Source organism: Pseudomonas sp. Bc-h (assembly GCF_002080045.1).
GTDB lineage: Bacteria > Pseudomonadota > Gammaproteobacteria > Pseudomonadales > Pseudomonadaceae > Aquipseudomonas.
Genome location: NZ_MUIN01000004.1, coordinates 1 through 14,341 on the forward strand (window position 1 = coordinate 1; position 14,341 = coordinate 14,341).

Annotated in this window: 16 protein-coding genes; 8 read left to right on the forward strand and 8 right to left on the reverse strand. The window is 57.5% G+C overall.

Annotated features, from left to right (window positions below):
• Positions 1-398: 398 nt before the first annotated feature.
• The gene (gene tyrS / locus BWR59_RS06920) at positions 399-1,604 is read right to left on the reverse strand and encodes a tyrosine--tRNA ligase (protein ID WP_081564901.1); all 1,206 of its coding nucleotides are present in this window, start codon (positions 1,602-1,604) and stop codon (positions 399-401) included.
• Between the two features lie 212 nt (positions 1,605-1,816).
• Here tyrS and BWR59_RS06925 point away from each other — a divergent pair, with 212 nt between their 5' ends.
• Together BWR59_RS06925 and BWR59_RS06930 are read left to right on the forward strand one after the other, a co-directional pair.
• Positions 1,817-3,253: a peptidoglycan DD-metalloendopeptidase family protein gene (locus tag BWR59_RS06925; RefSeq protein WP_081564902.1), complete on the forward strand. Its 1,437-nt coding sequence runs from the start codon at positions 1,817-1,819 to the stop codon at positions 3,251-3,253.
• A 3-nt stretch (positions 3,254-3,256) separates the two neighbouring features.
• Positions 3,257-4,348: an anhydro-N-acetylmuramic acid kinase gene (locus BWR59_RS06930; protein ID WP_081564903.1), complete on the forward strand. Its 1,092-nt coding sequence runs from the start codon at positions 3,257-3,259 to the stop codon at positions 4,346-4,348.
• A gap of 62 nt (positions 4,349-4,410) precedes the next feature.
• Here the strand turns inward: BWR59_RS06930 and erpA are convergent, their stop codons facing one another.
• Complete coding sequence (gene erpA, locus BWR59_RS06935) at positions 4,411-4,761, reverse strand: iron-sulfur cluster insertion protein ErpA (protein WP_074752191.1); 351 nt, start codon at positions 4,759-4,761, stop codon at positions 4,411-4,413.
• A 166-nt stretch (positions 4,762-4,927) separates the two neighbouring features.
• Entirely contained in the window at positions 4,928-5,962 is a 1,035-nt protein-coding gene (gene argC / locus BWR59_RS06940) for an N-acetyl-gamma-glutamyl-phosphate reductase (protein WP_081564904.1), read from the reverse strand.
• A gap of 135 nt (positions 5,963-6,097) precedes the next feature.
• On the opposite strand from argC, the gene hemJ reads away from it, so the two are divergent.
• The 5 genes from hemJ to coq7 all read left to right on the forward strand — a co-directional run bounded on the left by hemJ (position 6,098) and on the right by coq7 (position 9,529).
• Complete coding sequence (hemJ, locus tag BWR59_RS06945) at positions 6,098-6,523, forward strand: protoporphyrinogen oxidase HemJ (protein WP_081564905.1); 426 nt, start codon at positions 6,098-6,100, stop codon at positions 6,521-6,523.
• Positions 6,524-6,569: 46 nt separating this feature from the next.
• A complete protein-coding gene (locus BWR59_RS06950) occupies positions 6,570-7,493 on the forward strand; it encodes a DUF805 domain-containing protein (RefSeq protein ID WP_081564906.1) in 924 nt (307 codons plus the stop codon).
• 51 nt (positions 7,494-7,544) lie between these two features.
• Positions 7,545-8,330 (forward strand): SDR family oxidoreductase, encoded by a 786-nt coding sequence (locus tag BWR59_RS06955; protein WP_081564907.1) that lies wholly within the window; start codon positions 7,545-7,547, stop codon positions 8,328-8,330.
• An 88-nt stretch (positions 8,331-8,418) separates the two neighbouring features.
• Complete coding sequence (locus BWR59_RS06960; RefSeq protein ID WP_074752196.1) at positions 8,419-8,757, forward strand: histidine triad nucleotide-binding protein; 339 nt, start codon at positions 8,419-8,421, stop codon at positions 8,755-8,757.
• A gap of 124 nt (positions 8,758-8,881) precedes the next feature.
• A complete protein-coding gene (gene coq7 / locus BWR59_RS06965) occupies positions 8,882-9,529 on the forward strand; it encodes a 2-polyprenyl-3-methyl-6-methoxy-1,4-benzoquinone monooxygenase (protein ID WP_081564908.1) in 648 nt (215 codons plus the stop codon).
• 67 nt (positions 9,530-9,596) lie between these two features.
• Here coq7 and BWR59_RS06970 read toward each other — a convergent pair whose 3' ends face one another.
• Positions 9,597-10,019, reverse strand: a complete 423-nt coding sequence (locus BWR59_RS06970) for an OsmC family protein (protein WP_081564909.1) — start codon at positions 10,017-10,019, stop codon at positions 9,597-9,599.
• Positions 10,020-10,226: 207 nt separating this feature from the next.
• Between BWR59_RS06970 and crp the strand changes: the two genes are divergently transcribed.
• On the forward strand, positions 10,227-10,871 hold the full coding sequence (crp, locus tag BWR59_RS06975) for a cAMP-activated global transcriptional regulator CRP (protein WP_081564910.1): 645 nt from the start codon (positions 10,227-10,229) through the stop codon (positions 10,869-10,871).
• Positions 10,872-10,888: 17 nt separating this feature from the next.
• Here crp and BWR59_RS06980 read toward each other — a convergent pair whose 3' ends face one another.
• The 4 genes from BWR59_RS06980 to BWR59_RS06995 all read right to left on the reverse strand — a co-directional run bounded on the left by BWR59_RS06980 (position 10,889) and on the right by BWR59_RS06995 (position 14,185).
• Positions 10,889-11,584 carry a lipoate--protein ligase family protein gene (locus BWR59_RS06980; RefSeq protein ID WP_081564911.1) on the reverse strand — a complete coding sequence of 232 codons (696 nt, stop codon included), beginning with the start codon at positions 11,582-11,584 and terminating at the stop codon, positions 10,889-10,891.
• Between the two features lie 100 nt (positions 11,585-11,684).
• Complete coding sequence (gene trpC / locus BWR59_RS06985; protein ID WP_081564912.1) at positions 11,685-12,521, reverse strand: indole-3-glycerol phosphate synthase TrpC; 837 nt, start codon at positions 12,519-12,521, stop codon at positions 11,685-11,687.
• Entirely contained in the window at positions 12,518-13,567 is a 1,050-nt protein-coding gene (trpD, locus tag BWR59_RS06990; protein WP_081565246.1) for an anthranilate phosphoribosyltransferase, read from the reverse strand. The genes trpC and trpD overlap by 4 nt, the downstream gene beginning before the upstream one ends.
• An 18-nt stretch (positions 13,568-13,585) precedes the next feature.
• Entirely contained in the window at positions 13,586-14,185 is a 600-nt protein-coding gene (locus tag BWR59_RS06995) for an aminodeoxychorismate/anthranilate synthase component II (RefSeq protein ID WP_081564913.1), read from the reverse strand.
• Between the last annotated feature and the right edge of the window lie 156 nt (positions 14,186-14,341).

Here is a 14,341-nt window from a genome sequence, read left to right on the forward strand (position 1 = left end):
CTCAACCGAGGCGCGCATTCTACAGCGYCCTCYGYATCTGTCAAGCGGTTATTTTAAGAAGTTTTCAAAGTTTCCTTTTCAACTTCAACCACTTGCGCTTCGTTCGACTTGGCGYCTCACGTCAGCGGGAGGCGAATTCTACAGYGTTACAATCTGCTGTCAACCACCTTTTTCACCGCTGTCGATTCAAGCATCTGAACCGAAGCACTTCCTCACTGCTTACTTCGTCCAACTCTTTGATTCTCTTTTTCACCGCTGTCGATTCAAGCATCTGAACCGAAGCACTTCCTCACTGCTTACTTCGTCCAACTCTTTGATTCTCAAGGAGTTTTCCGTTTCGTCTGCGCCGGAAGTGGGGCGAATTATAGACAGTTCCTGAGGGGCGTCAAGCACTTATTTCAAACTTGCTCCAAATTCAGCGTAACGCGTCCGAAAGCCTTCTTGCCAGCCTGGCAAACATGGGTAGCGCCCAGCTTGAAGATGAAGGTGCGATCAACAACTTCTCCATCTATACGCACACCACCGGACGCCAGCAGGTCACGAGCGACAGCAGAGTTCTTCACCAGGCCCGCCTTATTAAGGACAGCAGCGATCGGCATGTCTTCAGCACCCATAACACTAATCTCAGGAAGATCTTCCGGTAGCTCGCCATCCTTCATACGGTTCCCCGCAGAACGGTGGGCCGACGAAGCAGCTTCCTCACCATGGAAACGGGCGACGATCTCTTCAGCCAGCTTGATCTTGATGTCGCGCGGGTTCGCACCTGCCTCGCAGTCCGCCTTGAAGCCGTCAATCTCTTCCATAGAGCGAAAGCTCAGCAGCTCGAAATAGCGCCACATCAACGCATCGGGAATGGAGACCAGCTTGCTGTACATGATGCCCGGCGCTTCCTGGATACCCACATAGTTACCCAGCGACTTGGACATCTTCTTCACGCCATCCAGACCTTCGAGCAAAGGCATGGTCAGCACGCACTGGGCTTCCTGACCATAAGCGCGCTGAAGCTCACGCCCCATGAGCAGGTTGAACTTCTGATCCGTACCGCCCAGCTCGACATCGGCACGCAATGCGACCGAGTCGTAACCCTGAACCAGCGGATAGAGGAATTCGTGGATAGCGATGGACTGGTTCGACTTGTAGCGTTTGTCGAAGTCATCACGCTCCAGCATGCGGGCTACTGTGTATTGAGAAGATAGGCGAATGAAGTCGGCAGGACTCAGTTGATCCATCCAGGTGGAGTTGAACGCCACCTCGGTCTTGGCCGGATCGAGAATTTTGAACACTTGAACCTTATAGGTCTCGGCATAGTCCAGCACTTGCTCGCGGGTCAGCGGCGGGCGCGTGGCGCTCTTGCCACTCGGATCGCCGATCATGCCGGTGAAGTCGCCGATCAGGAAGATGACCTGATGGCCCAACTCCTGGAACTGACGCAGCTTATTAATAAGCACCGTATGACCCAGGTGCAGGTCGGGCGCCGTCGGGTCGAAACCGGCCTTGATGCGCAGTGGCTGACCACGCTTGAGTTTCGCGACCAGTTCGGACTCGACCAGGAGTTCATCCGCGCCACGCTTGATCAGCGCTAGCTGCTCTTCAACCGACTTCATAACAGCCCCGTAATGCCTTATTTCAAAGGGAAACAACCATACAAGATCACCGCCCAAATACAAGATCCGACCGCAGACGGTAGACGAATCAGGAAGCGATCCGTACGCGAGCTTGCCTCAGGGAGGATTTGGTTATATTTTATACAGTTATTTCATCTTCATCATGTCATTCATCTTTTCCATTTCATCTTTTTTCAAAGTCAAAATTACCTATGAACGACACTCCGCCTAAAGCGCCCCCGCTTTATCCGAAGAGCCACCTGCTAGCTGCAAGCGGTATTGCAGCCTTGCTGAGCCTGGCCCTTCTGGTTTTTCCATCCAGTGATGTCGAAGCCAAGAAAACCAATCTCACCCTCGAACTGGACACGCCAGTTGAGCAGTTCAAGCAAGAACAAGACGCACAGCAACAGAGCCAAGCCACAGAAGACACCACAGTTTCTCCGTTTGCGCAGATCGACAACGGCGCGGACGAGTCGGAAGACACCGCTGCGACAGAGCCGGAAACCAAGCCCGCAGCCCCTGCAGCAGTAGCAGCGGTCAAAGGAGCGACACATAAGGAAGTCGTGGTTTCCAAAGGCGATACGCTTTCTACCTTGTTCGAGAAGGTCGGCCTCCCGCCAGCTGCGGTCCACGAGGTTATCGCCAGCGACAAGCAAGCCAAGCAATTCAGCCAGCTGAAAAACGGTCAGGTGCTGCAGTTCGAGCTGACCCCAGATGGCAACCTCAAGCAACTGCATAGCAAACTCAGCGATCTGGAAAGCATCAGTCTTTCCCGAACCGACAAGGGCTACACCTTCACCCGCGATGTCAGCAAACCGAACGTCCGCACCGCCTATGTCCATGGCGTGATCAGTAATTCGCTGTCTCAGTCGGCACAACGCGCGGGCCTGAGCCACAGCATGACGATGGATATGGCCAACATCTTCGGCTATGACGTCGACTTCGCTCAGGACATTCGCAAAGGCGATGAATTCGACGTGATCTACGAGCAGAAAGTCGTTAACGGCAAGACTGTCGCCACCGGCAACATCCTGTCCGCTCGCTTCACCAACCGCGGCAAAACCTATACCGCCGTGCGTTACACCAACAAACAGGGCAACACTAACTACTACACAGCCGATGGCAACAGCATGCGTAAGGCATTCATCCGCACACCTGTGGAATACGCCCGCATCAGTTCCATGTTCTCCATGGGCCGCAAGCACCCGATCCTGAACAAGATCCGCGCGCACAAAGGCATCGACTATGCTGCTCCACGCGGCACCCCGATCAAGGCCACAGGTGACGGCAAAGTTATCCTCGCAGGTCGGCGCGGCGGCTACGGCAATACCGTGATCATTCAGCACGGGGAGACCTACCGCACGCTGTATGGCCACATGCAGGGTTTCGCCAAAGGCATTCAGAACGGCAGCAGCGTCAAACAAGGTCAGGTCATCGGCTATATTGGAACAACAGGCCTGTCGACCGGTCCGCATGTACATTACGAGTTCCAGGTAAATGGCGTTCACGTTGACCCGCTGGGTCAGAAGCTGCCAATGGCAGACCCGATCGCCAAGTCCGAAAAACAGCGGTTCATGCAAGAGAGCCAGCCTCTGATGGCTCGTATGGACCAGGAAAAGGCCACCATGCTGGCCTCGAGTAAGCGCTGACCCATGACTTTATATGTAGGTGTAATGTCCGGAAGCAGTCTTGATGGACTCGACTTCGCGCTCGTAGAACAGGATGACCGGCCACGCTTGCTCGGCACCCATTACATTCCGATGCCCGACGATTTGCGCGCCGAGCTTCTCGGTCTGTGCTCCAGCGGGCCAGATGAATTGGCTCGCGCCGGCATCGCCGAGCAGAAGTGGGTGCATCTGGCCGCACAAGGCGTACTTGCGCTGCTGGATCAGCAGAATGTGTCAGCAGGTGAAATCCGCGCCATCGGCAGCCACGGCCAGACGATCCGCCACGAGCCTGCCCGTGGCTTCACTATCCAGATCGGCAACCCTGCCCTGCTTGCAGAGTTGACCGGCATTACCGTGGTGAGCGACTTCCGCAAGCGTGATATTGCTGCGGGCGGTCAAGGTGCCCCGCTTGTGCCGGCGTTCCACGAAGCGCTGTTCGATGACAACAAGGACTATCGCGCAGTCTTGAACGTCGGTGGCTTCAGCAATCTAAGCCTGATTGAAATCGATAAACCGGTATCCGGGTTCGATTCCGGTCCTGGCAATGTGCTGCTCGACGCCTGGATTCAGGCCCAACGCGGCCTGAGCTACGACAAGGATGGCGCATGGGGCGAGAGCGGCACGGTCAACGCCGATTTGCTCAAATCCATGCTGACCGATCAGTTCTTCCAGACCAAGGGCCCGAAAAGCACCGGCCGTGAGGTGTTCAACCTCGGCTGGGTACACCACCACATGTTCCAGTTGCCAACGCTGAAGCCTGAAGATGTGCAGGCAACACTGCTGGAAGTGACTGCACTGAGCATTACCGAATCGCTGCAATCGGCTCAGGCGCAGACCAAAGAACTGTTGGTCTGTGGCGGCGGCGCACACAATAAAGCCCTGATGGCACGACTGGCCGCCCTGCTGCCGAACACCAAGGTGTCGAGCACGGCGGAGTTCGGTGTCGATCCTGACTGGGTAGAAGCGATGGCGTTCGCATGGCTGGCTCATTGCGCACTGGAGAGTGTGCCAGCGAACCGCCCTAGTGTGACTGGCGCCAAAGGCCTGCGCGTTCTGGGTGCCATCTATCCGGCTTAACGGCTCAGGTGGACAGCAAAACGCCGCGCATATGCGCGGCGTTTTCGTTTGAAGCCGGTGAATCAGATCGAGAACGAGGAACCACAACCGCAAGTGGTCGCAGCGTTCGGGTTCTTGATCACGAAACGAGAGCCTTCGAGGCCCTCCTGATAATCCACTTCAGCGCCAGCCAGGTACTGGAAGCTCATTGGATCGACAACCAGGCTCACACCCTCGCGCTCGACAATGGTGTCATCATCAGCAACGTCTTCATCAAAAGTAAAACCGTACTGGAAACCGGAACAGCCGCCACCTGTCACGAAAACACGCAACTTAAGGCGGTCATTGCCCTCTTCGTCGACCAGGGTTTTCACTTTGTGCGCTGCACCTTGCGTGAATTCCAAAGCCGTAGGAGTGAAGGATTCGACGCTCATGCTCAATATCTCCCGGCGCTAAGCCGTCATAATGCGTAATGCGCGCATTATCCGCTTGTCCTAGAAAAATGGTCAACTATTTGGAGAGCAGCGGTAAGCCACAAGCTTCAAGCCGCAAGAAGCGTTGCCCCTCCTGCAGATTGAAGCTTGCCGCCAAAAGCTGCTTTTAAGGCAACAATGCGGCGTGAGACAGCCCCATGCGCTCGTCCAGCTCGAACATAATGTTCATGTTCTGCACCGCTTGCCCGGATGCACCTTTGACGAGGTTGTCGATAACCGACAACACCACCACCAGATCGCCATCCTGAGGACGGTGCACCGCGATTCGGCAGACGTTGGCGCCGCGTACACTGCGTGTTTCAGGGTGGCTGCCCGCCGGCATTACATCGACGAACGGTTCATTGGCGAAGCGCTTCTCAAACAGAGCCTGAAGATCAACAGACTGGTCGACAACGGTCGAATACAGCGTCGCGTGTATACCGCGGATCATTGGCGTAAGGTGCGGCACGAAGGTCAATCCGATGTCGCCGCCTGCTGCACGACGCAGGCCTTGGCTGATTTCAGGCAAGTGACGGTGACCTTTCACGGCATAGGCTTTGAAACTCTCACTGGTCTCTGCGTACAGGGAACCAACGCTTGCACCTCGACCGGCGCCGCTGATGCCAGATTTGCAGTCAGCGATCAGCCGCGTCGGGTCAGCCAGCCCCGCTTCAAGCAGCGGCAGGAAACCCAGTTGGGTTGCCGTTGGATAGCAACCCGGCACCGCGATGAGGCGAGCGCCTTTGATTTGTTCGCGATTGACCTCCGGCAAACCATAAACGGCTTCGTTGAGCAGCTCGGGCGCGCCATGCGGCTGGTTGTACCATTTGGCCCACTCAACCGGATCTTGCAGGCGGAAGTCGGCAGACAGATCGATAACCTTGGTGCCTGCGGCGAGCAGTTCACCGGCCAGCGCGTGAGCTACGCCATGGGGTGTGGCGAAAAATACAACGTCACAGGCACCCAGCACTTTCACATCCGGCACGCTGAAGGCCAGACCGTCGTAGTGACCGCGCAGGTTCGGATACATGTCGGCAACGGGCAAACCTGCCTCGGAGCGCGAGGTGATCGCGACCACTTCAGCTTGTGGATGCTGCGCCAGAAGACGTAGCAACTCGACGCCGGTGTAACCCGTGCCGCCGACGATACCGACCTTGACCATAACCTGCCCCTCAACGAAACCACTGGAAAGCCGCTGATAATATGAGTCAAGCGCCCTCGGAACAACCGTGAACGTGACGTACGGGCACGCAAGCCACTACTATTTGCGCCACCGTGATCCTGGAAAATAACCAAAATGCTCTATCTATGGATAAAAGCACTGCACATCGTTTCGATCGTCTGCTGGTTCGCCGGTCTGTTTTATCTCCCTCGGCTGTTCGTTTACCACTCCATGAGCGAGGACGCTGTCAGTCGAGAGCGCTTCTGCACCATGGAGCGCAAACTCTATCGGGGCATCATGGGCCCGGCGATGATCGCCACACTGGTGTTCGGCATCTGGCTGCTTACACTCACACCAGGATTTCTGCAGCAAGGTTGGTTGCACGCCAAGCTGACTCTCGTGGTCTTACTGATCGGGTATCACCACATGTGCGGCGCGCAGGTCAAAAAATTCGCCCGGGGCGAAAACGGCCGCAGCCACGTGTTTTATCGCTGGTTCAATGAAGTCCCGGTATTGATTCTGCTGGCTGTCGTGATTCTGGTGGTCGTCAAACCGTTCTGATCTCAATGCCGACAGACGCATTCAACCCAAGACAAGGAAGCCGAGCATGGCCGAGCACTTCAAGATCGTTTTCGAAGGACAGCTGCGAACGGGCGTCGATCTGGAGACGGCGCGCCTGAACCTGGCGCAGCTGTTCAAAAGCGATGTGGCCAACATGGATCGGCTGTTCACCGGCAAACCGGTGACGGTAAAGCGCGGCCTGTCCCACGGCGATGCCCAGCGCTACCTCAAGGCGCTGAATGACGCCGGTGTTGAAGCGAAGATCGAGCCAGAGCAACCGGTCAGTTGGACGCTGGAGGAGATCGACGAGCCTGCGTCTGATAGGACAGCCTTCGAACCGGCAACGTCGCCTTACGCGCCACCGAGAGCTTCTGTCGCGCAAGAGGGTCCGGATGTTGGCGAACTCAAAGTATTCACGGTGCAGGGTCGCATCGGCCGATTGCGTTATCTTGCATGGACTATGGCGCTGACGTTCGTCGGGCTGGTATTGGGCGCTCTGTGTTTCGGCATCATGAGCATGTCACTGGTAGCAGGCGGCTTGCTGGGCGCGATCGTGCTGGTGGCGTTTGTGGTGGTCAGCATTCAGATGGGCGCACAGCGGCTGCACGATGCGGGCTGGTCTGCCTGGTTGTTGCTGCTCAACCTTGTCCCGGTCGTGGGCGGTTTCTTTCCTCTGCTGATGATCGTAGTACCGGGCAACGGCGGCCCGAATAGATACGGCGCGCCACCCCCTCCCAACAGCCGGACAGTCAAGCTGCTCGCGGTGCTCTGGATTCTGGTGCTCGCGCTGGTGTTCGTCGGCGCGATGATGGGTGGCCTGCAGAAGGTTCAGGAGCAAGTGGAAGCAACGACCGGCGAATACGAACAGACCCTGCCCTACGACGATGACTCGGACGACGCAACGCCGCCTGCCGTTCCCGTCGATCCTGCAGATTCTGGTGACTCTTCCGACAGCGAAGACGACCAATAACTGTCTGGCAGCAAGGATGCTGTCTCAACACCTGCTTCATTGGAGAATTGCATGTCCCGTTACGCCCTGGTCACAGGTGCTTCCAGCGGTATCGGCCTGGCCATGGCCGAAGCCTTGGCTCGCCGCGGCCGCAATCTGATTCTGGTCTCGCGCCATCGGGACATGCTGGAGAGCATTGCGATCGAGTTCACTCAGCGATTCGGCGTCGAAGTGCTGTTCCGCGCCTGCGATCTGGGTGAACCATTGCGGCTTTCGGGCTTTCTGCTTGAACTGGAAGAAGGTGAGCGGCAGATCGACCTGTTGGTGAATTGCGCGGGCATCGGCAACAGCGGACCGTTTCTAGCGCAGGAATGGGCCCAGGAGCAGGATCTGCTGGATCTCAACGTGCTCGCCCTGACACGCCTTTGCCATACCGTCGGTAACCTGATGGCAGTGCAGGGCGGAGGGCAGATTCTCAACGTTGCCTCGATCATGGGCTTCCAGCCGGGGCCCTGGATGAGCACTTACGCGGCGAGCAAAGCGTATGTGCTGCATTTCTCCGAAGGGTTGCGCGAAGAACTGAAAAAAACCGGCGTGAAGATTTCCGTGCTCTGCCCAGGCCCTACGCGCACTTCGTTCTTCCGCACAGCGCAGCTGAGTGCGGACAAGTTCACCAACGAAAAGACCATGACCGCCGAGGAGATCGCGCTGTACACCGTCCGCGCCCTGGACAAAAACCGCGCGATCATCATTCCCGGGAGACGCAACCGCTTCCTCAGCCGCTTGCCTCGATTGGCCGGACGCTGGATGACACGAAAAATCTGGGGGTCGATGCTGAAGTCTCGCACGTCGGCCTGAGTCGCCGTACTACGAGAAACGGCTGGGCGCGGCTCGACACGCTCAGTACACTCGGCTCATTCCCCACAAGAAACGGAGAAACAAGGCTGTGGAAACTCTGTTCACCAAAATCATCAATCGGGAAATTCCGGCGAAGATCATCTACGAAGATGACCAGGTCCTGGCTTTTCACGACATCGCCCCACAGGCGCCGGTGCATTTTCTGGTCATCCCGAAAAAACCGATCCGCACCCTCAACGACGTGACTGAAGAAGACAAGGGCCTGCTGGGTCACATCCTTTTTACCGCGCAGCGCCTGGCCAAGGAGCAGGGTTGTGAAGACGGTTTCCGCGTTGTCATGAACACCAATGAGAAAGGCGGTCAGACCGTCTATCACATTCACATGCACGTGCTGGGCAAGCGTCAGATGACCTGGCCGCCGGGCTGAGTCGCAAATTCAAAGACTTACACCCGCCGAGCGTCTATACCGCGCTTCGGCGGGCTGACGCATTACAAGCTCCGTCAGATCGATTGAGGTAGACTGGCCGCCGTGGATTCATCCGGAGGTGCCCATGGCTACCGAACGTCACTACTCCCCTATCGACCGTTTCCTTCTGCAAGCCGATGCTGCGATGAAAACGCTGCTGCCTGCCAGCGCGCACTCTCACCGCCCTTCGCCTGCCATCGTTCAACCTGACACCAAGATGAGCGAGACCGACACCAGGCATGTCGCCGGCCTAATGCGCATCAATCATACCGGCGAAGTCTGTGCTCAGGCGCTGTATCAGGGCCAGGCCCTGACCGCCAAGCTGCCACACGTCCGTAAAGCCATGGAGCACGCCGCCGAAGAGGAAATCGATCACTTGGTGTGGTGCGAACAGCGCATTCGCCAGCTCGGCAGCCACACCAGCGTGCTCAACCCGCTGTTCTATGGGATGTCCTTCGGTATTGGGGCTGTGGCGGGCCTGATCAGCGACAAGGTCAGCCTTGGATTTGTGGCCGCTACTGAAGATCAGGTTTGCAAACATCTGAACGAACATCTTGAGCAACTGCCGGTGGAGGACGAAAAGTCCCGCGCGATTCTCGAGCAGATGCGTACCGACGAAGAACAACACGCGGAAGGCGCGATTCAGGCGGGGGGTTTTCGCTTCCCGAAGCCTGTGAAATTCGGCATGAGCATGCTGGCCAAGGTGATGACCAAGAGCACGTATCGGATCTGACCCGATTCGCAAACACAAAAGAGGCGCCTCGTTGGCGCCTTTTTCGTTTATCGGATCGGGCTATCGGTCAGCCCAGCTCGATAATTTCGTAATCGTGGGAGATTTCAACGCCCGCGTTGCCCAGCATGATCGAAGCCGAGCAGTATTTTTCAGCGGAAAGTTCGATGGCGCGCTTGACCTGGTTTTCTTTCAGGCCACGGCCCTTGACCACGAAATGCAGGTGGATCCTGGTAAATATCTTAGGGTCTTCAGTGGCGCGTTCGGCTTCCAGAAACGCCTCGCAACTTTCAACCGGCTGACGCGCTTTCTTGAGAATGCTCACCACGTCGAAGTTACTGCAGCCGCCCAGGCCAATCAGCACCATTTCCATCGGACGCACACCCAGGTTGCGGCCGCCGCTCTCGGGCGGGCCGTCCATCACGACCACGTGGCCGCTGCCCGATTCGCCGAGGAACATGGCCTCACCGGCCCACTGAATACGCGCTTTCATCCCCAGGACTCCAATGCTTGAAAAAAGGCGGCCAGCTTAGCACAGGGCCACGATGTCGCTGAGTGGACCGGAAATGTCGATATGTGCCAGAAATGTAGGAAATTTCTGAAAAAATGGCGATTTGCCGCTGTGGAACTGTGTCAAATCGGAAATACTGCCGATACCTATAAGAATGCCTCAGGGCGCAGTTTTTTACGGGATACAGCCATGGTTGCCATCGCCCCTGCGAACAAAGTGAAACTGGTCGACAAACTCCTCCCCCACGCGCAACGGAAGCGCTGCGCCGCCAAGAGCAACATTATTTGTGCGGGCGAGAATTCCGAGTCGTTGTACCTGATCATCAAGGGTTCGGTCACGATCCTGATCGAGGACAACGAAGGCCGCGAGATGATTGTGGCGTACCTCAACAGCGGTGATTTTTTCGGCGAACTGGGCCTGTTCGACCAAGCGAGCGCCGGGCCACAGCGCAGCGCCTGGGTTCGCGCCAAGACGGAGTGCGAAGTGGCCGAAATCAGCTACGCCAAGTTCCGCGAACTGAGTCAGCACGATCCTGATCTAATGTACGCAATCGGCGGACAAATGGCCGAACGCCTGCGCAATACAACGCGCAAAGTGGGTGATCTGGCATTTCTCGATGTCACCGGCCGCGTTGCGCGCAGCCTGCTGGACCTGTGCAAACAGCCAGATGCCATGACTCACCCGGATGGTATGCAGATCAAGATTACCCGTCAGGAAATTGGTCGTATCGTCGGCTGTTCACGGGAGATGGTCGGCCGTGTACTCAAGGCCCTGGAAGAACAGAAGCTGGTGCATGTGCGCGGCAAGACCATGGTGGTCTTCGGTACACGCTGAGCTGAAAGGAAGGGTAACTACAAGCGGGCGAAAACGTCCGCGTAGCGCTCGCCCAAACGGTGGAGAAAATCCGGGGCGGCAAATAACTCGCGCAAGGCGATGTGGCTGTCGGCGCGGCAACGCTGTTCGATTTCACATATTTCGTTGAAACGGTTAACCGCATTGACCATCTCGATCCGCTCGTTATCCATCAACATCGCGCCATGGGCGAGCACAACCGGCCGCTGCCCACCCTGACTTTGACGCCAGCGTTGAGCAGTGCCGACCATCTTTCGGCCATTCAGGTTGACGTTGAAGCGACCGTCGCAAAACGCCCCCTCGACTTCGCCCAGAGAGGCTGCGCCACCCAGCTCGGTCAAGACGTCGAGCATTGGCTGACAAAGGCGCATGTAGGCCTTCTCGATTCGGTCACGATCCAGATCCGCTTTGGGCTGAACGTAGACCAGCGCCACGTTGACTGTGGCATGGGATTGCGGCACCGGCTCGCCGCCGCTTTCACGCAGCAGCACTGGCCAACCGATGTCGGCCAGGGTTTCACTGGCTTCGGTGAATCCGCCCAGACGGCCCAGCCGACGGGGCATCACCAAGGCGTGATCATCAGGCCGCCAGAACAACAGGCCGTAATCGGCATCGCCAGCGCAGACCGAGGCCAGCAGATCCTGCTCCGCCTTGAGGCCTGCTTCAACGCAGATGTCGAGTACCTGAGGGGTCATGGGGATTCCTTGTCAGGACATACCAGTCGCAGCCGGCCTGTTGGCACTCGCGTTTTCGAAAAAGCCACCGCCAGCAATCGGGCTGCCACAAACGTCTATCTCAATCCAGGCTACTGGACTTGATCGCAGTGCCCTTCTCTGGAAAGAACAGACGCTGCAGTTCCACGCCCGGTTTCTCCGCGCGCATGAACGCTTCGCCGACCAGAAATGAATAGACGTCGTTTATTTCCATCAATTCGACATCGGCACGATTCAGGATACCGCTCTCGGTGATCACCAGACGATCACGCGGAATGCGCGGCAGCAAGTCCAGTGTGGTTTCCAGGCTGACGTCGAAGGTGTGCAGATTGCGGTTGTTGATGCCGACCAACGGGGTGTCGAGGGTTTTCAGCGCACGCTCCAACTCGGCACCGTCGTGAACTTCAACCAGCACGTCCAGTTGGTTGGCCTTGGCGACCGCCGCCAGCTCGGCCATCTTCACGTCATCCAGAGCCGAGACGATCAGCAAAATGCAATCGGCGCCCAAGGCGCGAGCTTCAACCACCTGATAGGGATCGATCATGAAATCCTTGCGGATCACCGGCAATTTGCACGCGCCACGGGCTTCTTTCAGGTAAGCGTCGGCGCCCTGAAAGAAGTCGATGTCGGTCAGTACGGACAGGCAAGTCGCACCGCCCGCCTCGTAGCTCTTGGCGATTTCAGCAGGCTGGAAATTCTCACGAATTACACCTTTGCTCGGTGACGCTTTCTTGATCTCAGCGATCACGGCGGGCTGTTTGCGCTTGGCCTGTTCAATCAGCGCCTTAGCAAAACCACGCGAGGCATCGGCGGTGGAGACCAGCGTCTCGAGCTCCGACAGGCTGACGCTGGCACGGCGCGCAGCCACTTCTTCAGCCTTGCGGGCGAGAATCTTTTCCAGAACCGTCGGCACACTCATCCTTCATTCTCCTGTTTGAATACCGCGGTAAACGCACCTAACTCTTCAAGCTTCTCGCGCGCAAGACCTGTATGCAGCGCGTCGTGAGCCAGTTCCACGCCCTCTTTCAGCGAAGAGGCATGGTCAGCAGCATAGAGGGCGGCCCCCGCGTTGAGCACGATCATTTCAGCGGCTTTCTGACCGTTCTCGGTCTTGCGACGCCCAAGAGCATCACGGATCAATTCCAGCGACTGGGCCGGGCTGTCGACCACCAGGCCAAACAGACTCTGGCTCTTCATGCCCAGATCTTCCGGCTGTACCGAGTATTCGGTGACTTCGCCGTTTTTCAGTTCAGCCACGAAAGTCGGCGCGGCGAGGCTGAATTCGTCCAGACCGTCCTGAGAGTGAACCACCAGCACGTGCTTACTGCCCAGGCGCAACAGCACTTCGGCCAGCGGGCGGCAAAGGGCCTGGCTGAATACGCCAACGACCTGATGCTTGACGCCTGCGGGGTTGGTCAGTGGACCCAGCATGTTGAAGATCGTGCGCAAACCCAGATCCTTGCGCGGACCAGCGGCGTGTTTCATTGCGCCGTGATGGGTCTGGGCAAACATGAAGCCAATGCCCACGCTGTCGATGCAGCGCGCCACTTGGACTGGTGTCAGATTCAGATACACACCCGCCGCCTCCAGCAAATCGGCGCTGCCGCTCTTGCCCGACACCGCGCGGTTACCGTGCTTGGCGACCGTGCAGCCTGCCGCAGCGATCACGAAGGATGCTGCCGTCGAGACGTTGAAGATGTTCGCGCCGTCGCCGCCAGTGCCGACAATGTCGACCACGCTATCGAGCGTCTTGAGTTCGACCTTGTCCGCCAGCTCGCGCATGACTGAAACCGCGCCAACGATTTCGTCGATGCTCTCGCTCTTCATGCGCATGCCCATCAGAAAAGCGCCGATCTGCGCCTGGGTGCACTGGCCGGTCATGATTTCGCGCATGACGTCGCGCATTTCGTCGGTGCTCAGGTCCAGTTGCGTGACAACCCGACCCAGCGCCGTCTTGATATCCATTGCCATAACGAAGTGTCCTTAACCCTGACGAGTGCCGCCGGTCTGCTTGAGGAAGTTGGCGAACAGCTCGTGGCCCTGCTCGGAGAGAATCGACTCGGGGTGGAATTGCACACCTTCGACGTTCAGCGTCTTGTGGCGCAGGCCCATAATCTCGTCCACCGAGCCGTCTTCGAGTTGGGTCCAGGCGGTTACTTCCAGGCAGTCGGGCAATGTTTCGCGCTTGACGATAAGCGAGTGGTAGCGGGTGACGGTGAGCGGATGCTTCAAACCGTCGAACACGCCTTTGTCTTCATGAATCAGGTCGCTGGTCTTGCCGTGCATCACCTGACGGGCGCGCACGACATCGCCGCCAAATGCCTGACCGATGGACTGATGCCCGAGGCAAACACCCAGCACCGGCAGTTTGCCCGCAAAGTGCTTGATCACTTCGATGGAAACCCCGGCTTCATTCGGGGTGCAAGGGCCGGGTGAAACCACGATGCGCTCGGGATTCAGGGCCTCGATCTCGGCAACGGTCATTTCATCGTTGCGGATCACTTTAACGTCGGCGCCGAGCTCGCCCAGATACTGCACGACGTTATAGGTAAAGGAGTCGTAGTTATCGATCATCAGCAGCATTTTGTGCTCAACCTCTTGAAATCACTGACCTTCATTCAAGCCTTTCGAAATCCGTATCCGCGCTTGCGCCCGCGTTATCAGTCATTGCGAAACGCTCGACTGGCGGCAGACGTCACGGTTTGAAGGCATGGTGTTGCAGGGCCGGGTGAACCGGCA